The following is a 17937-nucleotide window of genomic DNA, read 5'->3' on the forward strand; positions in this document are numbered from 1 at the left end:
GCTCTTTATTACGAAGAGCAGCTGTAGTGTGCGACTCCGCCAGTACTGAAAAATTTAAGTGGGCGCAGCTGGTAGTACTTATTCTCTACCTCTTCTGTCTGCTCATCATAAGGCGCGGTAAGAATCTTCTGAAGTTCGTGTATTTGAGTAAAGTCACCTTTCTCTGCGGCTTTACAAGCAGGCACAATAAGCCATTCGCGCCATGTGAATTTAGGGTTTGCTTTGCGCATGTTTTCTGCGGTTGTAGCAATAGCACTCGCTATATCACCCTGTGCTTCAGCGTCCTTTTCAATCCGCTCACGCCAGCTTTGTAACCAAGCCTCCCATTCTGTAATGACCTCTGCTTTAGGCGGGTAGTAAAAGCTCTTCGTCAAACTCGCCATATCTTCAGGTATCGATGATAGCTCTCTGAAAAACATATTGTAGTCAACGCCAGTCCGAAGCATTAATTGCAGCAGCTTAATTAGCAAGTCATGGTCGTAGCTCGCAAGGCCGAGCTTTGTTGCCCACATGCTCTCCATGGCGCGTTCCATCACGCCAGAAAAACCGTCGTTGATCTCGTTAAGCTTAGAGAGCTGTTCACTGTTGCCTTCAAGTAGCGGCATCAGTGAGCGACAGAACATATCGAAGTTCTTTTGCGCAGCAATGGGCTGGTTTAAAAACGAGAAGTGACGACCGCCGCCTGTCCAAGGTTGGTAGTCTGCTTCAAAAAATTCACAAAAGCCGAATGGTCCATAATCCAGCGTAAAGCCTCCTGCGGCGCAGTTATCGCTATTAAAATTGCCCTGGCAATAACCGACTCGAACCCAACCAGAAACAAGACGTGTTAGCCGGTCTCGAAATAGTGCAGCCAGCGTTACCACTTGCTCTTCAAACGACGTGGTTGTGTCAATATCACTTGAGTACTCTCGCTCAATAAGGTGCTTAACAATGGCTTCTAGTTCGTTTAACGCTTCGCTGTGTTCGTTACAGCGAGCTCGCCTAGCAAAAAGCTCTATTTGGCCTACGCGCAAAAAGGAGGGCGCCACGCGGGTAGAAATAGCCGTTATATTTTCTACCATCACTTCAGGTTCATAGGAATGAGACCCTTCGCGATACCAGGGCCTGTCTACTGTGTCTGATTCAGACATGAACAAACTTAAAGAGCGGGAAGTGGGTACGCCAAGCGCATGCATGTGTTCTTGCACTAAAAATTCGCGCACGCTTGAGCGCAATACGGCGCGCCCGTCTGCGCCGCGACAATAAGGCGTGCGACCAGCACCTTTTAATTGCATTTCCCAACGCTTGCCGTTTAATACCGCTTCAACAATAGAGATTGCGCGGCCATCACCGTAGCCGTTACCTGTTCTAAACGGGCACTGCTGTGTGTATTCCGTACCGTAAATAGAAAGTGCGTAGCCGGTTGCCCAGCCTAAGGGCTTCATTGGAGCAGGTACATCCGACATGTCCCCTGAAAACAGCTGGGTGAAATCTTTAGATGTTGCCAAGCTATCGTCTAAGCCTAATTCGGCAAACAGCGTTTCGCTATGAGCAACGTACATCGGTGCAGTTAATGGGGTCGGAGTAACTGGCACATAGTGACCTGAGAACACTTGGCGCGGGTCATGGTCGTCACCATTGCACGTCGACTGTGGGTCTGGGGTAAGGGTATTCAGCAAAGAGTAATCTACGTGCTTTGCGAATTCATCTAGTGTTTTGATACGTTCTGTCACTATGCTTACCTATTTCACTGAATGGGAAAATCTGTTTGCGAGCATCGAGGCTCAGGTTACTTTCGTACCTTTAACCATTAACAACCTCGACACTTCATACGTTTTTTCAATGATTATTGTTTAGGTCGAAGTGCAAGCTGCCCTTGCTCTACAGTTAGCTGTAAAGGTACCGTTGAAAGCATGCTTACCGCTTTGTTTGTAGGGTCTAAGCGATAAACCGGGTTCGATGCTAAATAGCCATTGATTAGCTGCATGAATTCGCCACTTACAGGGGCTAAATTACCCTTAAAGCCGCCAGCATCAATTGTGCTATCGAGTAGAGATAATGAGCGCACAAAAATCGCTTTTTCTTCACTGTCGTAATAAGGCGTGCCTTCTAAAGCAAGACTCACTTTTGCAGGGTAGTTCAACCCAAATGCACTAACACGCGCCGTGGCAATAGCGCCTAGCTGAACCACGTCTCTGCCGTCTGGGCCTATGGTTGCTGTCATATCTTCCACGTCTAAATAAAGAGGAATACCAGCGAGTGAAGTTTGTTTTTGCAGCTTACTCACTTGGCTATCAAGCACCTTTTCTAACTCGGCATTAGATACAGTGTAAACCGCCAGTTGAGAGAGAGTAGCGCAGCCTGCAAGAATGGTAGCGAAGGCAATGGAAAGTAGAATTCTCATAAAAAGTCTCTTTTAGCAATGAGTTGTTGAATTACACAGCGAGAGCCTTGAATACTCATGCTGCAACAACGAAGTGCTTCTATTGTACGGGCTGAGGAAAGGGATGAACAATGAAATTGTTGCAGAACTGCTGCGAAAAATGCATACAGGCACCAAACAAAAACTTTTGCCATAACGCCCGTAACAAAGCAGTATAAGAAACTCTTCTTATTAAAAATAAAAACACTACAAGGCACTTTCTATGGTTTCACAGAGACTGGTTTCTGGGAAAATGGTGGCAGCTTTTGCTATTTGCGTAAGCGCGCTTTCTAGTTTCTCGCATTCTGCATTCGCGCTTGAAGATACGGTTAATCCTGAGCTTTTCGATAAAATGGAGTATCGATTTATTGGGCCTTACCGCGGTGGGCGTTCGGTGGCGGTTACAGGGGTTGAAGGTAATACCAACCTTTATTTTATGGGCACAGCGGGTGGCGGTGTTTGGAAAACCGAAAACGCGGGTTTATCGTGGAAAGCCATATCCGATAAAACATTTAAAGTAGGTAGTATTGGCGCTATCGCGGTTGCGCCTTCAGACCCTAACGTTATTTATGTAGGTACGGGTGAAGGCCCTATTCGAGGTGTAACTACTAGTCATGGAAAAGGTGTTTATAAATCTACAGACGGCGGTGAAACCTGGAAGCTGGTAGGCTTAGATAAACGCGGTCAAATCCCTAAAATTCGCATTCATCCCACCAACCCCGATATAGCTTGGGCTGCAGTGCAGGGCAATATTTGGGGGCCGAATGAAGAGCGCGGTATATTCAAAACGACAGACGGCGGTGAAACATGGCAGCATGTGTTAAAAGTGAACGCAGATACTGGCGCTGCCGATTTGGCTATTGACCCTACTAACCCGAGAATTCTCTATGCCAGCATGTGGCATCACGGCAGAACGCCTTGGTTTATTAAATCGGGCGGTGAGGGCGGTGGCCTTTATAAGTCAACAGACGGTGGCGAAAGCTGGGACAAGCTAGAAAAAGGGTTACCTAAGCTTATCGGTAAAGTGGGTGTTGATATTGCCGCATCTAACCCCAAACGCCTCTACGCCATTATCGAGGCGGATGAAGGTGGCCTATATCGCAGTGACGATGCGGGTAAGTCTTGGTCGTTAATGAACGGCGACAATATTCTTAAAGCCCGTGCGTGGTACTACAATCATATTAAGGTTGACCCTAACGACGAAAATACCCTGTATGTGATGAATGTGCAGCTGCATAAATCTATTGATGGCGGCAAAACCTTCGAAATTAAATCACTGCCCCACGGCGATACCCACGATATGTGGATAAACCCGGAAAACAGCTTAAATATGATCAACGCTAATGACGGTGGCGCAACCGTTACCTTCGATGGTGGTGAATCGTGGTCAAGCATTTACAACCAGCCAACGGCACAGTTTTACCGCGTTATTACCGATAATTTAAACCCTTACTACGCTTATGGCGGCCAGCAAGATAACTCGACCATGGCTACACCGTCTGAGACGTGGGGCGACGGTATGGGAATAGAAGATCAGTTTTCTGTTGGCGGCGGCGAGAGTGCGCATATAGCGTTTAACCCAGACGATCCAACTCTTATTTACGCCACTACCATCAATGGCACGTTAACGGAGTATAACCGCGACACTGGGCTTACGCGCCCCATCATGCCATACCCTGAATATGTGTTTGGTAGAAACGCACGGGATCAAAAGTATCGCACCAACTGGAATGCCCCAGTGATAGTGTCAAAGCATGATCCTGACACCGTATACTATGGCACGCAGATGATCTTAAAAACCACAGATCGCGGTGTGAATTGGCAAGAAATTAGCCCAGACTTAACCCGTAACGAGCCTGAAAAGCAGGGACTAAACGGCGGGCCGATTACCAATGAACAAGCTGGAGCTGAATACTACAATACGGTGTTCTATATAGCCGAGTCAGTAGTTAACAAAGGTGAGCTTTGGGTGGGAGCCGATGACGGTAAGCTTCATATAACCCGTGATGAAGGTAAAAACTGGAAAGATATTACCCCTCACAAAAAAGAAGCGCAGGTCAATGCCATAGAACTTAGCCCCCACGCACAAGGCAGAGCCTATGTGGCAGTGGCAGGCTATAAATTAAATGACTACACGCCTTACATTTACAAAACCGACAACTACGGCAATCGCTGGAAGCGTATTGACGAAGGCCTACCAGAGGACGCCTTTGTTCGTGTAGTGCGAGAAGATACAGAGCGCGAGGGTATGCTGTTCGCGGGTACAGAAAGCGGCATGTTTATTAGCTTTAACGACGGTAAACACTGGCAAGAACTAGACTTAAACCTGCCGCCTGTGGCGATTACTGATATGCAGGTTAAAGGTGATGATCTGGTCATTGCAACCCAAGGGCGAGGCTTTTGGATATTAGATGACATGAGTCCGCTACGTGAAGTGCATAAGTCGCTAGATGACGAAGCGCTGTTTCAGTTTGAACCCGTAGATGGCATTCGCTTGCTATCTGGCGGTGGCATGACTGACCAGCCTCAAGCGAAAAACCCACCACGTGGCGCTACCTTCCGTTATTACCTGAAAGATGCGTTAGAAGAAGAGCAAACGCTACGCATTGATATATTTAATGCCGATAACGAGCTTGTTCGCACACTGTCATCTGCACCCAGTGCATTTGAGAAGTGCGCGAAGGGTAATGAAGACGCTCGTAGCCCTATCAAATTTAAACACCCATCGGCAAAAGCGGGATATAACGAATTTGTATGGGACCTTCGCCGCGAGCCACTAAACTGCATCGAAAACGTAAAACTGTTTGGGGGGTGGAATGGCGCCCGCGTGATGCCGGGAGATTACAAAGCGAAGATTACAGTAGGTGAACAGGCACAAACCCGCGCGTTTAAAGTGCTTCCTGACCCAAGAGAAGAAGCAGATAAAGCGCAGCTTCAAGTGGTTGAAAAGAGCATTCAGGCTACAGAAACCTTACTGAATGATTTGTTTGCACACCTGCAAAAAGCCCGCGATGTGCGCGCGCAGTTAAGTGATGTTTCTGAAGATAACGTAATGCTGGCAAGCGATGTATCGGCGTCAATAGAGCGTATTGTTAGCGCCATCGACGACTGGGAAGCGTTGGTTATTCAGCCCAAACATCAAACTTTTGAAGATGACATTAACTGGCCGAATATGCTCGACAGACAAGTACGTTTCTTGATGGATAACTTCGACAGAACGGGCGCGCCTGCACAAGCTGGTGCACTAAAACGGTTGGAAGACTTAGAGTCAAAGTGGCAGCAGTACAAAGTGCAGCTAGAAACCTTGTTTGGTGAAGAAGTGAAGCCCTTAAACGAAAAGCTTTCGAAGCAAGGCGCGTTTGATTTAGAAAGTTTATAACAAGGCAAACAACCCTTTCATTTGCCGGAGTTATAAAATTGAAAAGCCGGAAGCGATGAAAACGCTTCCGGCTTTTATTTTTGGTATTAAACGCGCTTCTAGCGCACTTGGGAAAAATTACCGAAACAGAGGTTTTCAAAACGGAATCCTAAAACTGATACTTAACGCTTACAGTATAGTTAGTCGGAGACCCTGGCATCGTCCAAAGCTGGTGGTATGAGTTTTCAAAGTAATCTCTGTCGAACAGGTTGTTCACGTCAAATCTCATAGCGAGCTTCTCGCTAATATTCACAGACCCTGCTAAGTTCACAAGCGTGTAAGACGGCAAGATGAATGTTGGATCTGTGGTTTGCCCTAAACGGTCGCCCACGTAACGCATAGTCACACCAAAGAACGCTTCTTTTTCAAATACATTGGTGAAATGATTGAGTGAGATATACCCCGAATGTTTTGCAATATTAATTAAGCGCGATCCTTTAGGAATAGGCACGCCCCAATCCAAGTTATTTACTTCGTTTGCGGTTTTAGCATCTATGTATGCGTAGGCCATATCAAGACGAATGTCTGAAGTAAGATCAGTTGTTAACTGAAATTCAACCCCTTGGCTTTCAACTTCACCGAGCGTGGCTGAAAAGCCAGTGTTAGGTTCAGCGGTAAGCATGTTGGTCTTTTCAGCATCAAAAATAGCGACGCTACCTGAAAACATATCAGCAATGTTTTCCCACTTAGCTCCTACCTCAAAAGAGGTGGTCTCTTCAGGGTCAAACGCGTTGCGGTCAGAGTCAAGTCCGGGGTTGGGTCTGAAACCTTCTGCATAACTAGTGTAAAGGCTTACAGAATCATTGATTTCATACACGAAGCCAAAGCGCGGCGTCACTTCCGTTTGGTCTTGTTGTTGCCCTTCATTGCTTAACTTATTGAAAATGTCTTGCTCGAACTTGTCCACACGAAAGCCAACTAAAAGTTTGGTGGCGTCGGTAAGTTCAATAACATCTTGTGCGTAGAAACCTAACCCTTTTTGCTTTTCAGCCGTGAGTGTAGTGGGCGTAACATCAGGTCTGAAAATGGTGTAGTCTGGATTTTCAGGGTCGATGCTATACGTGGTATCACCTGCACCCCACGCAGTGCGCCAACGACCATAGTCTGTATCAATATGGTAGTTGTAATAGTCCAAACCAAATAAGACGTTGTTTACAAAACCTGCCACGTCTACCACGCCACTTAATTCAAAGCGTAGCGATAAGTCTTGCGCTTGATAGTCACGGGTTCTACGTTGCCTTGAAAGTATAGATGGGTCGGTATACAAAAGCTGACGGCCTTCCGACAGTTCGGTATCTGAAGACTGCCCTTCAAAAGAAGAGTCTCTGTAGGCGAAGCCACTGAGTAAATGCCAGTTGTGATTCAACTCGTGATTTAACACTAGCTGATGTCCGAAGGCTTTAACTTCATGGGCTCCGTCTCTAACATCACCATAAAAGTCTTCGGCATCTACGGCGTCAAAGTCGTTATTTAATATGAACACACCGCGATCAAGCGGCTTTTCCTGATCCAGTATTTCCATCTGATAGCTTAAGCTGGTGTGATCAGAAATGTTCCAAATGAATGAAGGGTTAAGGTTCAAATTCTTGAAAAACACGTTATCGCGATAAGTATCAGAGTCTTCGTATGAACCGTTAACGCGATACGCCATGTCTGAATTAATGCCGTTCGTGTAATCGAACTCTACTTGTTTTTTATCAAAATTACCTACGGTACCCTGGATGTAGCCTTGCTCTTCGAACTGAGGTTTTTTGGTAATAACGTTAATGGTACCGCCAGGTTCCCCTTGACCATATAAGGCTGATCCCGGACCCTTCATTACTTCTATGGTTTGAACGTTAACCGTGCTTCTATTACCGCTATAGCCACGCACGTTGAAGCCGTTTATTAAATAACCCGATGGGTTATTTTCATCGCCAGAAAAACCTCGGATCGCAAAGCTATCGAACATGCCGCCAGAGTTGTTTTGTCTAACAATGGTGGGCGCAAAATCTAGCGCATCAATGAAGCGCGTGATCCCTTCATTCGCTAAGGTATCAGCAGTAATTCGGTCGATTGCTTGTGGGGTGTCGATTAGCGGTACATTACCACGGTATGGCTGAAAGTGTCTTTTTACCTCAATGTGTTCAAGTTCATCATGAGCACCTTGAAGGGAGCTTTCATCACTTTGCGCAGCGGCGCTTACTGATAACGCAACTAAAGAAAATATAAACGGTGTTTTAAGATCAAGCATAAGCAAGGTATCACGTGTCTTTGGCAGGTTTTTCAGAGGTCGCGAATGTTATGTTATCTCGTTTCTTTCCGCAAGAGGGCTTAGGAACCAAAAGGTGAGATTAATGATTCTTGAAGACTAATTGCATATCGGGCGCTTCATTCGGAAGGTGAAAACGCGCAAAGCGTTATTACAAAGCGTTGTTGCAAAGTGAATATACTGGTCCAAACTCAACTGTCTGGCGTTTTCCTCTGCCTGCCAATGCTATACACTTCGCGTCTTTGTTACGCCTTCTTGCTGGCTACCCGTAAATTTGAACTAGGACCCTAAATGCGTCATACAACCCTCTCATTACTCTTTTGTACTCTACCTTTTTCTGTCATGGCCGCTGAAAGTGTTGATACTTCAAGCGCTAACGCTGGCGTGAACAGTAACGAAAAAGGCGTGGAGAAAATTACGATTGAAGGGGCGGCGACGGCGAATGACAAGCCAGTAGGCACGTTTAATTCACCTATTTCAAATTTAGAGTACGACCCGCGTGTCGATTTGCAGTCGAGGAACATGGCAGAAGCGCAGGCTGATGTCACTATTCGCGGCGGTATATTCGAAAACACGGGGTTTCGCATAGGAAGCGCGACGCTTATTGACCCGCAAACGGGGCACTATTTCGCTGAAATTCCTATTGCGCCAGAAATGTTGACGAAACCGAGTATTTTCACGGGGGTCGATAACGCGCTTTACGGCGTAAATAGCTCTGTAGGTACGGTGTCTTACGGCTGGCGTCCAATCCAAACAGCAGGCAGTGTGTCAGTGGGAGTAGGTAATAACAACTTCAATTTGCAGCGTGTATACGGTGCAGTAAAGCACGCGTTTAGTGATTCATCCGGTTGGTCTGTTGGGGTTGAAGGGGAGTATTCTCGCTCTGAAAGTGATGGCACTATTGCTAATGGCGATCATAATTTCGAACGCGCGTCAGGGCGTATTCAGCTGGCAAGTAATGACTCACAAACCGACGTGTTTTATGGCTTTCAGCAAAAGTTTTTTGGCTGGCCTAACTTGTACACGCCTTTTAATGTAAACGAGACAGAAGACATTCAAACCCGTTTGGTCATGCTAAATCACAAACAGCGCTACGGTGAAGAGAGTATGAAAAACACCTTTGAAGTTTCTGCTTACTACAGAGAGAATGACGACCATTACGTATTCTCACGTGAAAATCCTGAAGCGTTTCAGGCGTTTCATGAAACCCAAGTGAAGTCATTGGCAGTTTCAGGTACTCATAATGTTTCGCAAGAATTCGGTATTAACTACGCGGCACAGCTTACTGCAGACGACATTACATCAACCACGCTAGAGAACAATTTCACCTCTCGCGACTACTACAAAATAAGTGTAGTGCCCGAGTATCGAACTCAGTTGAACAGCAATGAATCGCTTACTGTTCGTTTAGGTGGGGCATTTGACGATACGAATCGCGACGACGACCGACTGTCTTTTGTGGGCGATATTAGTTGGCTTACCCAAACAGGGAGCAATGCCTCGCGTACACTCTATCTTTCGTATGCAGAGGCGACGCAGGTGGCTGGCTACACGGCTGTAGGCGGCAGCACCACAAGCGGTCTATTTAGAAGTAACAATCAGTTACAGCGAGAAGTCAGCAAAAACCTAGAGTTTGGGGCGTCATTTGATAAATCGTCTTTCAAAGTTGATACCGCCGTATTCTATCGCTGGGATAACGAACTGACGGATTGGACGTATAGCTTCGACGCTACTTCAGCTCGCAGTGCAAACCCGGTAGATATAGAAACCCTGGGTGTTGAGGTGATTGCCATTAAACGCTTCGATAGCGCAGATGTGGTGGCCAGCTATACCTATTTAGATAAGTCTGAAGACTATCGAATTGATGAAGTAGACGCGAGTTTTTACGCGCTTAACTATCCGCCGCATCGCGCAACTCTTGGATTGGTGTGGTTTGCAACCGATACGGTTGAAGTTCGCATTGACAACGAGTGGCGAAAACAAGAAACCAACGCGCTTAGAAGCGGCAGTGACTCAGCATTCTTCTCGCATGTTACCCTTACCTATTCACCGGCTCAGATTGAAGGGTTGAACCTAGTATTAGCCGTGGATAACCTATGGGATGAGCGCTTTGAAGAAATTCCTGGTACGCCGGGGCGCGGCGACCAATATTCTGCCACCGTAACCTATTTTTGGTAAGGGAGAGCAATGATAGAGAATCATCCTCATACCTTAGACGATTTTGCTGGACGATGGGCGCTAACGCGCAAAATCATGCAGCGAAATGGCGATGTATTTACCTTTTTTGGCCAAGCTGAATTTAGCTGGCTAGAAGGTAAAAGCTACATAAGTGAAGACTACCTAGATAACGGCCACATCGGCAAAGACAATATAACCAAAAAACACAAAGGCAAAGAAGACCAAGATAATGGCAGCGCACATAAAGAGAGTTGCACCTTAGGGTATTATGAAAAAGGCGAAGTAACCTCACCTAATAATAGCGTAATGCTCGCAGAACGTCGGTATTTTTGGCTGCAGCCTCAAACGGGTTTGTTTGAAGTGTTGTTCGACGATAAGCGCTATTTCCATACATTTAGTGCGAGCAACCCGAACGCCAAACACTTATGTGGCGATGATAATTACGTGGTGCGCTATGACTTCACAGCGTGGCCTGTGTGGCGCTCTACATGGCAGGTCATTGGGCCGCGCAAAGACTACACCATGGTGAGTGAGTATAGTCCTGCGTAGCTTTGGCCTTTTTGGGCCTTAAATCTGTTTTTGTTTCTTGGAGTGTTGATGAGACATCCCAAGTGCAATAGCAATGATGGCACCGCCAAGAAACAGACGTGTAAAATCAGTGTCTTTTTGCCAAAGCAGTAAATTAACCACAAGCCCCGCGGGAATGAGTGCGTTATTCATAATAGCTAAGGTACCACCAGAAACGGCTAGCGCCCCTTGGTTCCAAAAGTAATACCCAAGCCCCGATGCTACAATACCCAACCACAGCAGCACACCCCATTGCTCGGTGTTCTGCGGTAGTTGACTTGGGTTGCCGAAAAGGAAAAACGCGGGCAAAGCTATAACTAACGCGCCTAAATAAAACCAGGCGAATACGTTGTGATAGGGTACTTGGGCGGTAAAAGTCGAGGTCAGCTTTTTATAACCCACTTGGCCTAGCGCAAAGGAAAGGTTAGCACCTTGAACAATGGCAAAACCAAACCAGTAATTATCAGTCACGCCATCAAAACGAATTATTGCTGCCCCAGCGGTGGCGATAAGTGCGCACAATAAATAAAACGGGGTAAACCGCTTAAACAGGGCGTCGTTTAACATAACGACATAAAGTGGCGTAAAAATGGTGAAAAGCAACACTTCTGGCACGGTTAAATACAAAAACGCGTGGTAGAAGAAAATGTACATTAACCCCAGCTGCACAGCACCTAAAGCCGCCAACGCCGCTTTTTGCTTTGCGCTTAACAATGATACTTTTAGAAACGGAAGGAACACTGCTGCAGCAAGAATGATGCGGGTTAATACGGCAAAGTAGCTATCTACTGAGCCGGCCAAGAATTCACCGATAAGCGAAAAGGAAAATGCCCATAGGACTGTAACTGCAACAAGGTATAGCACGCGTTTCTCTTTTTCTAAGTAGGACGCGCGCTAAAGTATTGCAATGGGCAGTATTTATCAACTAATAGCTTGTTTGGACATTACTGATAACATTTAGTGAACAACGCTAGAAAGTACAGGCACTGGTGCTGACTCAACTTTTTTGTTGCCCTTATTACTTTCCTTAAATTCGCCAGCTTCCTCAACCAGCGCCGTCATAGCGTCAATAATATCTAAAAAGCTTGATAACTGCTCTGGCGTTAGGCCATTAGACAAATTTTCGATTTTATTGATAAGTTGTTTAGTAGGTAGGCGCATAGTGTCAAAATCTCGTTGTTTTCTAGCATGAAAGCTAAATTTTCAAGGTATAGCGTTATCAAAAACGTTATTTTCAACTAAATACTTCAATAAACTTGCCAACTTTTTTCTGACGGTTTTGTGCAAAAATTGTTGCTTATCAGTTTTTTGTATCATTTAAATTATTTCTAATCTTGTTTTGCGTTCAGCGATATCTATTAAACCTAATGATAACGGCTGCTTTTCCATGTCGAAATTATAAGTAGTTTCTCCGCGTGTTGCTCTATTAGCACGTTGTAGTGAGTTATTACTAAGCAGTGAGTTCATGATTAAGTACGTTTTAATCTGTTCTCGTAAACCTAGTTACTTCTTGTAGAAGTGAAAGAAGGCGTTGAATATGAAAAAAGTAAGAATGTCACTGACAGCAGCTGTTATTGCCATCAGTGCCTGTAGTTCTGATGAAAACAATGTTAATACACCCCCTGTAGTAGAAGCAGGGGAGAGGCAAACAATAGATGAAAGGTCTATGGTAGTGCTTCAGGGTAATGCTAGCGATACACAAGGTAGCGTTAGCGTTCAATGGGAGCAAATATCAGGAGAGTCGGTTGATATCGAAGATGCAAGCTCACTTAATGCGAGTTTTCGAGCACCGTCTACCTCAGATGACGAAACCCTAGTGTTTCGACTTACCGCAACAGATAGTGAAGGGGTCACGGCCTCAGACGATGTAACCGTTGTGGTGAACGACCGTAGAGCCTCGTCACAAGGTATCGACGAAGACGCCAATGAACGACGCGAACGAGTAAATAATGACAGGGACAACGACAACGACTTTGTTGATAACAGAGAAGTTAGAACAATTGATGGCTCTCTAAATAATAATGCCAATCCACTTTGGGGGGCAGCATTTACTCAATTAAAACGCTGGGTTGATCCTGATTACGAAGATGGCGTTGCTTCAATGTCAGGCATTAATCGACCTAGTGCTCGTTTGATTTCCAATAATATACATCATCAAGATACAGGCGAAGTTATCCCAAACACTTTCGGTACATCTGATTTTGTTTGGCAGTGGGGGCAATTTATTGATCATGATTTTGGTCTAACGGATGGCTTAGAAGAAGTGGCCGATATTCCGGTGCCCGTTGGAGATGCGCTTTTTGACCCTCGAAGTACGGGAACCGCAACTATCCTGTTCTCAAGAGCTATTTTCGACCATGATACGGGCACATCTGCCCGAAATCCGCGAGAGCAAGAAAACGAGCTAACTGCGTGGATCGATGGAAGCATGGTCTATGGGTCTGACGAAGAACGTGCGTTGGCGATAAGAGTAGGGGAAAACAGCCCTTACTTAGACACAAGCGAAGGTAACTTACTGCCTTTCAATACCAGCGGGCAAACCAATGGTAACGCGTTTGGTGTGGAAGACGACGAGCTGTTTCTAGGTGGTGAAGTGCGTGCCAATGAGCAGGTTGGACTTACTGTTATGCACACTCTGTGGGTAAGGGAGCACAATCGACTTGCGGCTATATTGGAAGAACAGTTGCCAGGTGCATCTGGTGAAGAAATTTTCCAAGCAGCACGGCGACTGGTTATAGCTGAAATACAGTCTATTACTTACAACGAATACTTGCCTGCACTGATAGGCGACAACGCATTGTCTCGCTATCAAGGCTATGACAACACAGTGGACCCTGGGCTTTATAATGCGTTTTCTGTGGCTGCGTTTCGTCATGGTCATTCGCTAATAAACGACCAAATTTTGCGACTTGATGCACAAGGAAATACGATTGACGAAGGGAATTTATCGGTAAGAGAAGTGTTCTTTACTGCGCCCAGGATTCTTACCGATGAGCAAAGTATTGAGCCTATTTTAAGAGGCCTCGCAAGTCAGTTGCACCAAGCCATCGACGTGAAAGTAACCAGTGAGCTGCGTAACTTTCTATTCGGTTTGCCGGGGCAAGGCGGACTAGACCTAGTTGCACTAAACATTCAACGAGGGCGAGATCATGGCGTACCTTCTTACAATGACATGCGTGCCCAATTCGGTTTGGAGCCTAGACAGTCCTTTAGTGAAGTAACCTCAAATACTGAGTTACAACTTGCGCTAGAGGCGACCTACGACAGTATTGACGATATTGACTTGTTCACGGGCGGTCTTGCTGAAGACCCTGTGGCGGAAGAAGGGTCCCAGTTAGGCCCTTTGTTTCGCGCAATGATTACCGAGCAGTTTGAAGCACTTCGAGATGGTGACAGATTTTGGTACCAAAATTATCTAACAGATGAAGAGCTAGACATGATTGAGGGGGTGACGCTAGCTGATGTTATTCGTAACAACACAGGTATTGGAAATGAAATACCAGACAATGTGTTTTACGTAAGCGACTCGACTAACTAGCTACAAATTACATACCGCTACACAACTTGTGTAGTGGTATTTTCTTTATTCCAATTTATCCTTTAGTAGGGGAATACTATTTCTAAAAATAGAAAGGAATAGGCAACTTTTCTTTCAGTTCAGCTTTTTGGTATTCCTTCTTTCACTTCTCCATGTTGTTTACTCCACATCTTTCCACTGTTTTTGTCGCACAAGGCTGAAAATTTTATCATTGCCTATCATTCTGTTTTTATTGCAAAAAGCGTTTAAAAATAAATGGCCATGTGGGGTATTTATACTGAATATCCATTTTTCTTCTTGCAAAACGTTTCTAAATAAATAAGATCAAACGCAAATCATTATCATTTGCGTTAAAAGAAAAATAAATGAAACGAGCCTACGTTGTACCTTCACTTGCCATAGCCGCCACGCTTCCTTTGGCTTTTTCAGTTTTAGCGGAAGATGACCTAGAGCGCGTTGTAGTGACTGGTACTAGGACGCCGAAATTACTGGCTTCTTCACCAGTGAAGGTTGATGTAGTTGATAAAGAAGAGATTGCTCGATTAAGTAAAGGCACGCTACGCCAAGTGCTTGAAGTGATGCCCGGTGTTGTGGTTAGGCGCAGTCAAAAAGACGGGTACAACGTTCAGCTAAATGGCTTCAATGGTGACCATGTGCTGGTGCTAATCAACGGCCAACCTATTATTTCACCTACAGGTTCTTCGGTCGACCTTGACCAAATTAGCGTGGCTAATATTAAGCAAATTGAAATTGTGCGAGGCGCTGCTTCTGTGCTTTACGGCAGCTCTGCTATGGGCGGCGTTATCAATATCATTACCGAAAGGGTAGAAGGCTCGCGGTTTTCAGCAGACTACGAGGGATCTTATTTTACCGATGATGCAATTGACGGTGATGAATTCGGGCACACGTCTAGGGTCACTGCAGCGAAAGCAGTAAGCGATTGGCAGCTTGGCATCACGGCTCAGAACATTACTAACCCGGGTTTTGATTACGACGGCGAAACTACATCACAAGATGGTGGCGCGGTAGACAAATCTTTTGTGCAAATGTCTTTATCTACGTTGATAAATAGCGTTAGCGTGCAATATAAAGGGCAATGGCTGGACGAGAAAAAAGACAAACCTCAATCATCAATACCCGGCCAAGCCACCATTATTAGTTATCTTTCTAACGTTACTCAGTGGCAGCACGATGTTCGCGTTGAGCAACAATACGATTGGCATATCAACACGCGCTATCTTTCACACGATGAAGAAAGCGGTAACAGCAACGGGCTGCGTCAAACCGATATTCAGCTAGCGGAACTAGAAGCGCAGAAAATTTATTCTACCGAAGATATCGAGTGGGTAGGCGGCCTTGTTTTACATGGCGACACGCTGGACCAGCAAAACCTCAGCACGGGCACGGTTGAAGTTGACGATGTAAGTCGTGAAAGTGCCGAGCTTTATTTACAAGGAAACTGGCAGAAAAACGACACCCAGCTTTTAGCTGGCGCAAGAATACAAAACGATTCTGATTTTGGTTGGCATACTGCATTTAAAGCAAGTGCAAGCCAGTCAATTAGTGCTGACAGTACTTCGTGGCAACTTCGCGCAGGGGCTGGCAGTAGTTATCGCGTGCCTAACCTCAAGGAACGCTATTACATCTTCGACCATAGTAACTTAGGTTATATGGTTCTAGGCAACGACGCGCTTACCCCTGAAACAGCGCTAAATGCCAACTTAGGCGCTAACCTTCGAGTAGAACCGACCCAAAGTGACTGGTTATATCACCTTGATATTAACCTTCATTACACTAAAGCTGATGACTTTATCACTACAGCGGTAGATGTGGACGCATCGCAAGAAGCAGGTTTAGATATTTCAGTTTATCAAAACCTCGATGAAGCGACCCTATACGGTGCAGATCTAAGCGCCAGCGCGGAGAATGATAATTGGCAGTGGCAACTGAATTACAGTTATTTAATTGCTGAAGATGGTAATTCTCAGCGCTTGCCTGAACGCCCTACGCACTTAGTTAAAGCATCCGTTACTTATCAGTTTAGCCAAACCGACACCAGCCTTCAGCTTTACGGAGTGCATGAGGGAAATGTATCTCCTTCCAGTGGCTATACATCAGTTTTCAAAGACAGCTTTACCACGCTAAACGCAGTTGTACAGCACCAGTTCACGCCTCAGTGGCAAGCGCGCCTCGGGCTTGAAAACCTCACCGATGAGCATCGCTCAACCGACGCACTTCTAGCGGCGACTTTCGACGCAAGGCCGATTGCTGCAAGGCGGTTGTATTTGGGCGTGAGTTACCAGTATTGAAAAAACATAAAACAAAAGTACCGACATAGAAAACAGCGTTTGAGATCAAAACAAAAAATACCTAACGGCAGATCCCAAACCAACAACTAAAAACCGCTGGTTAATTCGGCGAACTTTAAAAAAGGAAAACACATGAACAAAACGTATTTGGCGCTATTGCTTGCCATGACATTCGGTTTAACTGCTTGTGGTGGTTCAAGTAGCGATGACACCTCAGTTGAAACGCCTGATCAAGTAACCGATGGCAGTGGAGATTCAGATGACGGAAGCAGTAACGGCGAAAACGAAGAGGCAACAATTTACGGGCCTTTTAGTACAGGGTCTACATCCGAGCCTGTGGCCGTTTATTTTGACTTAGATACACAAACACAACTTACGCTTACTGAAGAAGAAGCCGCAACGGATACCACGTGGGATATTGGCTTTAAGCGTACCAATGTGTTTTTGAATACAAACCAGGAAACCGCTGTTAGCCTTTACTTTACCGGAAATAACAGCGACTTTTACGATGATACGGGCGCACCAGTGTCTGACTTGTTCTTAAATGCTACGGCTGATAGCGAACTAGACGACTACTTAGCTGTTACTCAAAGCGATATACCAGAAGCTGAAGCGTTCAGCACAGATACAGAAACCCAAGTGATCGGCGATACCTTTTACAACTACGACTTTACTACTCACGTAGTAACGCCAAATGAAGAGACCTATTACATCGTTTCCTCTGATAGCAACTACACAAAATTTCACGTTACCGATATCGTCACCGAAGGGCGAGGTATCGGTGAAATAACCCTTGGCGTTATGCATCAAAGCGTTCTTGACGGGCAAAGCACCTTTGCTGAAGAAGTCGCACTTACCATTAATGCGGTGGGTTGCAGCGACACGGTTTATATTGACTTTGATGTTCAGCAAGTAGTTACACAAACTGATGGCTGGGATTTATCAATGCCGTGTGCGGACGGGGCGGGGGAATTTACCCTTTCTATTGCTGATGACGCGACCGTGCTTCGCACAGACGCTGAAACATACGATGGCGTAGACACCGAAGCGGCACAGTTTTATGGCTTCAGTGAAGAGACCGTTAGCGAGTACGCTATGGCTACGAACAACTGGTATTTCTACGACAGTACCAGCCACTTACTTTACTCACAGTTTGGGGTTTATTTAATTCAGTCTGGCGACACTACCTACAAGCTTCAAATTACCAGCTATTACGATGAAGAGGGAACATCAGGTGCGTACAGTTTCCGCGCCGACCCGGTAAGTGGAGAGTAA

11 protein-coding genes are annotated in these 17937 nt (G+C 45.6%); 6 read left to right on the forward strand and 5 right to left on the reverse strand.

Features of this window, described 5'->3' with window-relative positions; genetic code table 11:
- Window positions 1-8: 8 nt before the first annotated feature.
- Both ACYX4M_RS10920 and ACYX4M_RS10925 read right to left on the reverse strand, forming a co-directional pair.
- A complete protein-coding gene (locus ACYX4M_RS10920) occupies window positions 9-1712 on the reverse strand; it encodes a protein adenylyltransferase SelO (RefSeq protein ID WP_476080124.1) in 1704 nt (567 codons plus the stop codon).
- A 113-nt stretch (window positions 1713-1825) separates the two neighbouring features.
- On the reverse strand, window positions 1826-2383 hold the full coding sequence (locus ACYX4M_RS10925; RefSeq protein WP_476080125.1) for a YceB family lipoprotein: 558 nt from the start codon (window positions 2381-2383) through the stop codon (window positions 1826-1828).
- Between the two features lie 241 nt (window positions 2384-2624).
- Between ACYX4M_RS10925 and ACYX4M_RS10930 the strand changes: the two genes are divergently transcribed.
- Entirely contained in the window at window positions 2625-5780 is a 3156-nt protein-coding gene (locus ACYX4M_RS10930) for a WD40/YVTN/BNR-like repeat-containing protein (RefSeq protein ID WP_476080126.1), read from the forward strand.
- Window positions 5781-5928: 148 nt separating this feature from the next.
- Here ACYX4M_RS10930 and ACYX4M_RS10935 read toward each other — a convergent pair whose 3' ends face one another.
- A complete protein-coding gene (locus ACYX4M_RS10935; RefSeq protein ID WP_476080127.1) occupies window positions 5929-8052 on the reverse strand; it encodes a TonB-dependent siderophore receptor in 2124 nt (707 codons plus the stop codon).
- 309 nt (window positions 8053-8361) lie between these two features.
- On the opposite strand from ACYX4M_RS10935, the gene ACYX4M_RS10940 reads away from it, so the two are divergent.
- Window positions 8362-10248 carry a TonB-dependent receptor domain-containing protein gene (locus ACYX4M_RS10940; RefSeq protein WP_476080128.1) on the forward strand — a complete coding sequence of 629 codons (1887 nt, stop codon included), beginning with the start codon at window positions 8362-8364 and terminating at the stop codon, window positions 10246-10248.
- 9 nt (window positions 10249-10257) lie between these two features.
- Window positions 10258-10797, forward strand: coding sequence for a DUF6314 family protein (locus tag ACYX4M_RS10945; protein ID WP_476080129.1), 540 nt, complete (start codon window positions 10258-10260; stop codon window positions 10795-10797).
- Between the two features lie 18 nt (window positions 10798-10815).
- On the opposite strand, the gene ACYX4M_RS10950 is transcribed toward ACYX4M_RS10945, so the two are convergent.
- Window positions 10816-11679, reverse strand: coding sequence for a DMT family transporter (locus ACYX4M_RS10950; protein WP_476080130.1), 864 nt, complete (start codon window positions 11677-11679; stop codon window positions 10816-10818).
- Window positions 11680-11772: 93 nt separating this feature from the next.
- Window positions 11773-11976: a hypothetical protein gene (locus ACYX4M_RS10955; RefSeq protein WP_474805073.1), complete on the reverse strand. Its 204-nt coding sequence runs from the start codon at window positions 11974-11976 to the stop codon at window positions 11773-11775.
- A 376-nt stretch (window positions 11977-12352) separates the two neighbouring features.
- Here ACYX4M_RS10955 and ACYX4M_RS10960 point away from each other — a divergent pair, with 376 nt between their 5' ends.
- The 3 genes from ACYX4M_RS10960 (at window position 12353) to ACYX4M_RS10970 (ending at window position 17937) form a co-directional block, all read left to right on the forward strand.
- Complete coding sequence (locus ACYX4M_RS10960; RefSeq protein ID WP_476080131.1) at window positions 12353-14353, forward strand: peroxidase family protein; 2001 nt, start codon at window positions 12353-12355, stop codon at window positions 14351-14353.
- Between the two features lie 365 nt (window positions 14354-14718).
- Window positions 14719-16662, forward strand: coding sequence for a TonB-dependent receptor plug domain-containing protein (locus ACYX4M_RS10965; protein WP_476080132.1), 1944 nt, complete (start codon window positions 14719-14721; stop codon window positions 16660-16662).
- Between the two features lie 132 nt (window positions 16663-16794).
- Window positions 16795-17937 (forward strand): HmuY family protein, encoded by a 1143-nt coding sequence (locus ACYX4M_RS10970; protein WP_476080133.1) that lies wholly within the window; start codon window positions 16795-16797, stop codon window positions 17935-17937.

It is taken from the genome of Alteromonas sp. ABV4_150, from assembly GCF_056311745.1.

Coding starts and splice junctions, on each gene's coding strand:
- ACYX4M_RS10940 (WP_476080128.1), top strand. CDS start 8,362: ATGCGTCATACAACCCTCTCATTACTCTTTTGTACTCTACCTTTTTCT.
- ACYX4M_RS10945 (WP_476080129.1), top strand. CDS start 10,258: ATGATAGAGAATCATCCTCATACCTTAGACGATTTTGCTGGACGATGG.
- ACYX4M_RS10930 (WP_476080126.1), top strand. CDS start 2,625: ATGGTTTCACAGAGACTGGTTTCTGGGAAAATGGTGGCAGCTTTTGCT.
- ACYX4M_RS10925 (WP_476080125.1), bottom strand. CDS start 2,383: ATGAGAATTCTACTTTCCATTGCCTTCGCTACCATTCTTGCAGGCTGC.
- ACYX4M_RS10965 (WP_476080132.1), top strand. CDS start 14,719: ATGAAACGAGCCTACGTTGTACCTTCACTTGCCATAGCCGCCACGCTT.
- ACYX4M_RS10935 (WP_476080127.1), bottom strand. CDS start 8,052: ATGCTTGATCTTAAAACACCGTTTATATTTTCTTTAGTTGCGTTATCA.
- ACYX4M_RS10970 (WP_476080133.1), top strand. CDS start 16,795: ATGAACAAAACGTATTTGGCGCTATTGCTTGCCATGACATTCGGTTTA.
- ACYX4M_RS10955 (WP_474805073.1), bottom strand. CDS start 11,976: ATGCGCCTACCTACTAAACAACTTATCAATAAAATCGAAAATTTGTCT.
- ACYX4M_RS10960 (WP_476080131.1), top strand. CDS start 12,353: ATGAAAAAAGTAAGAATGTCACTGACAGCAGCTGTTATTGCCATCAGT.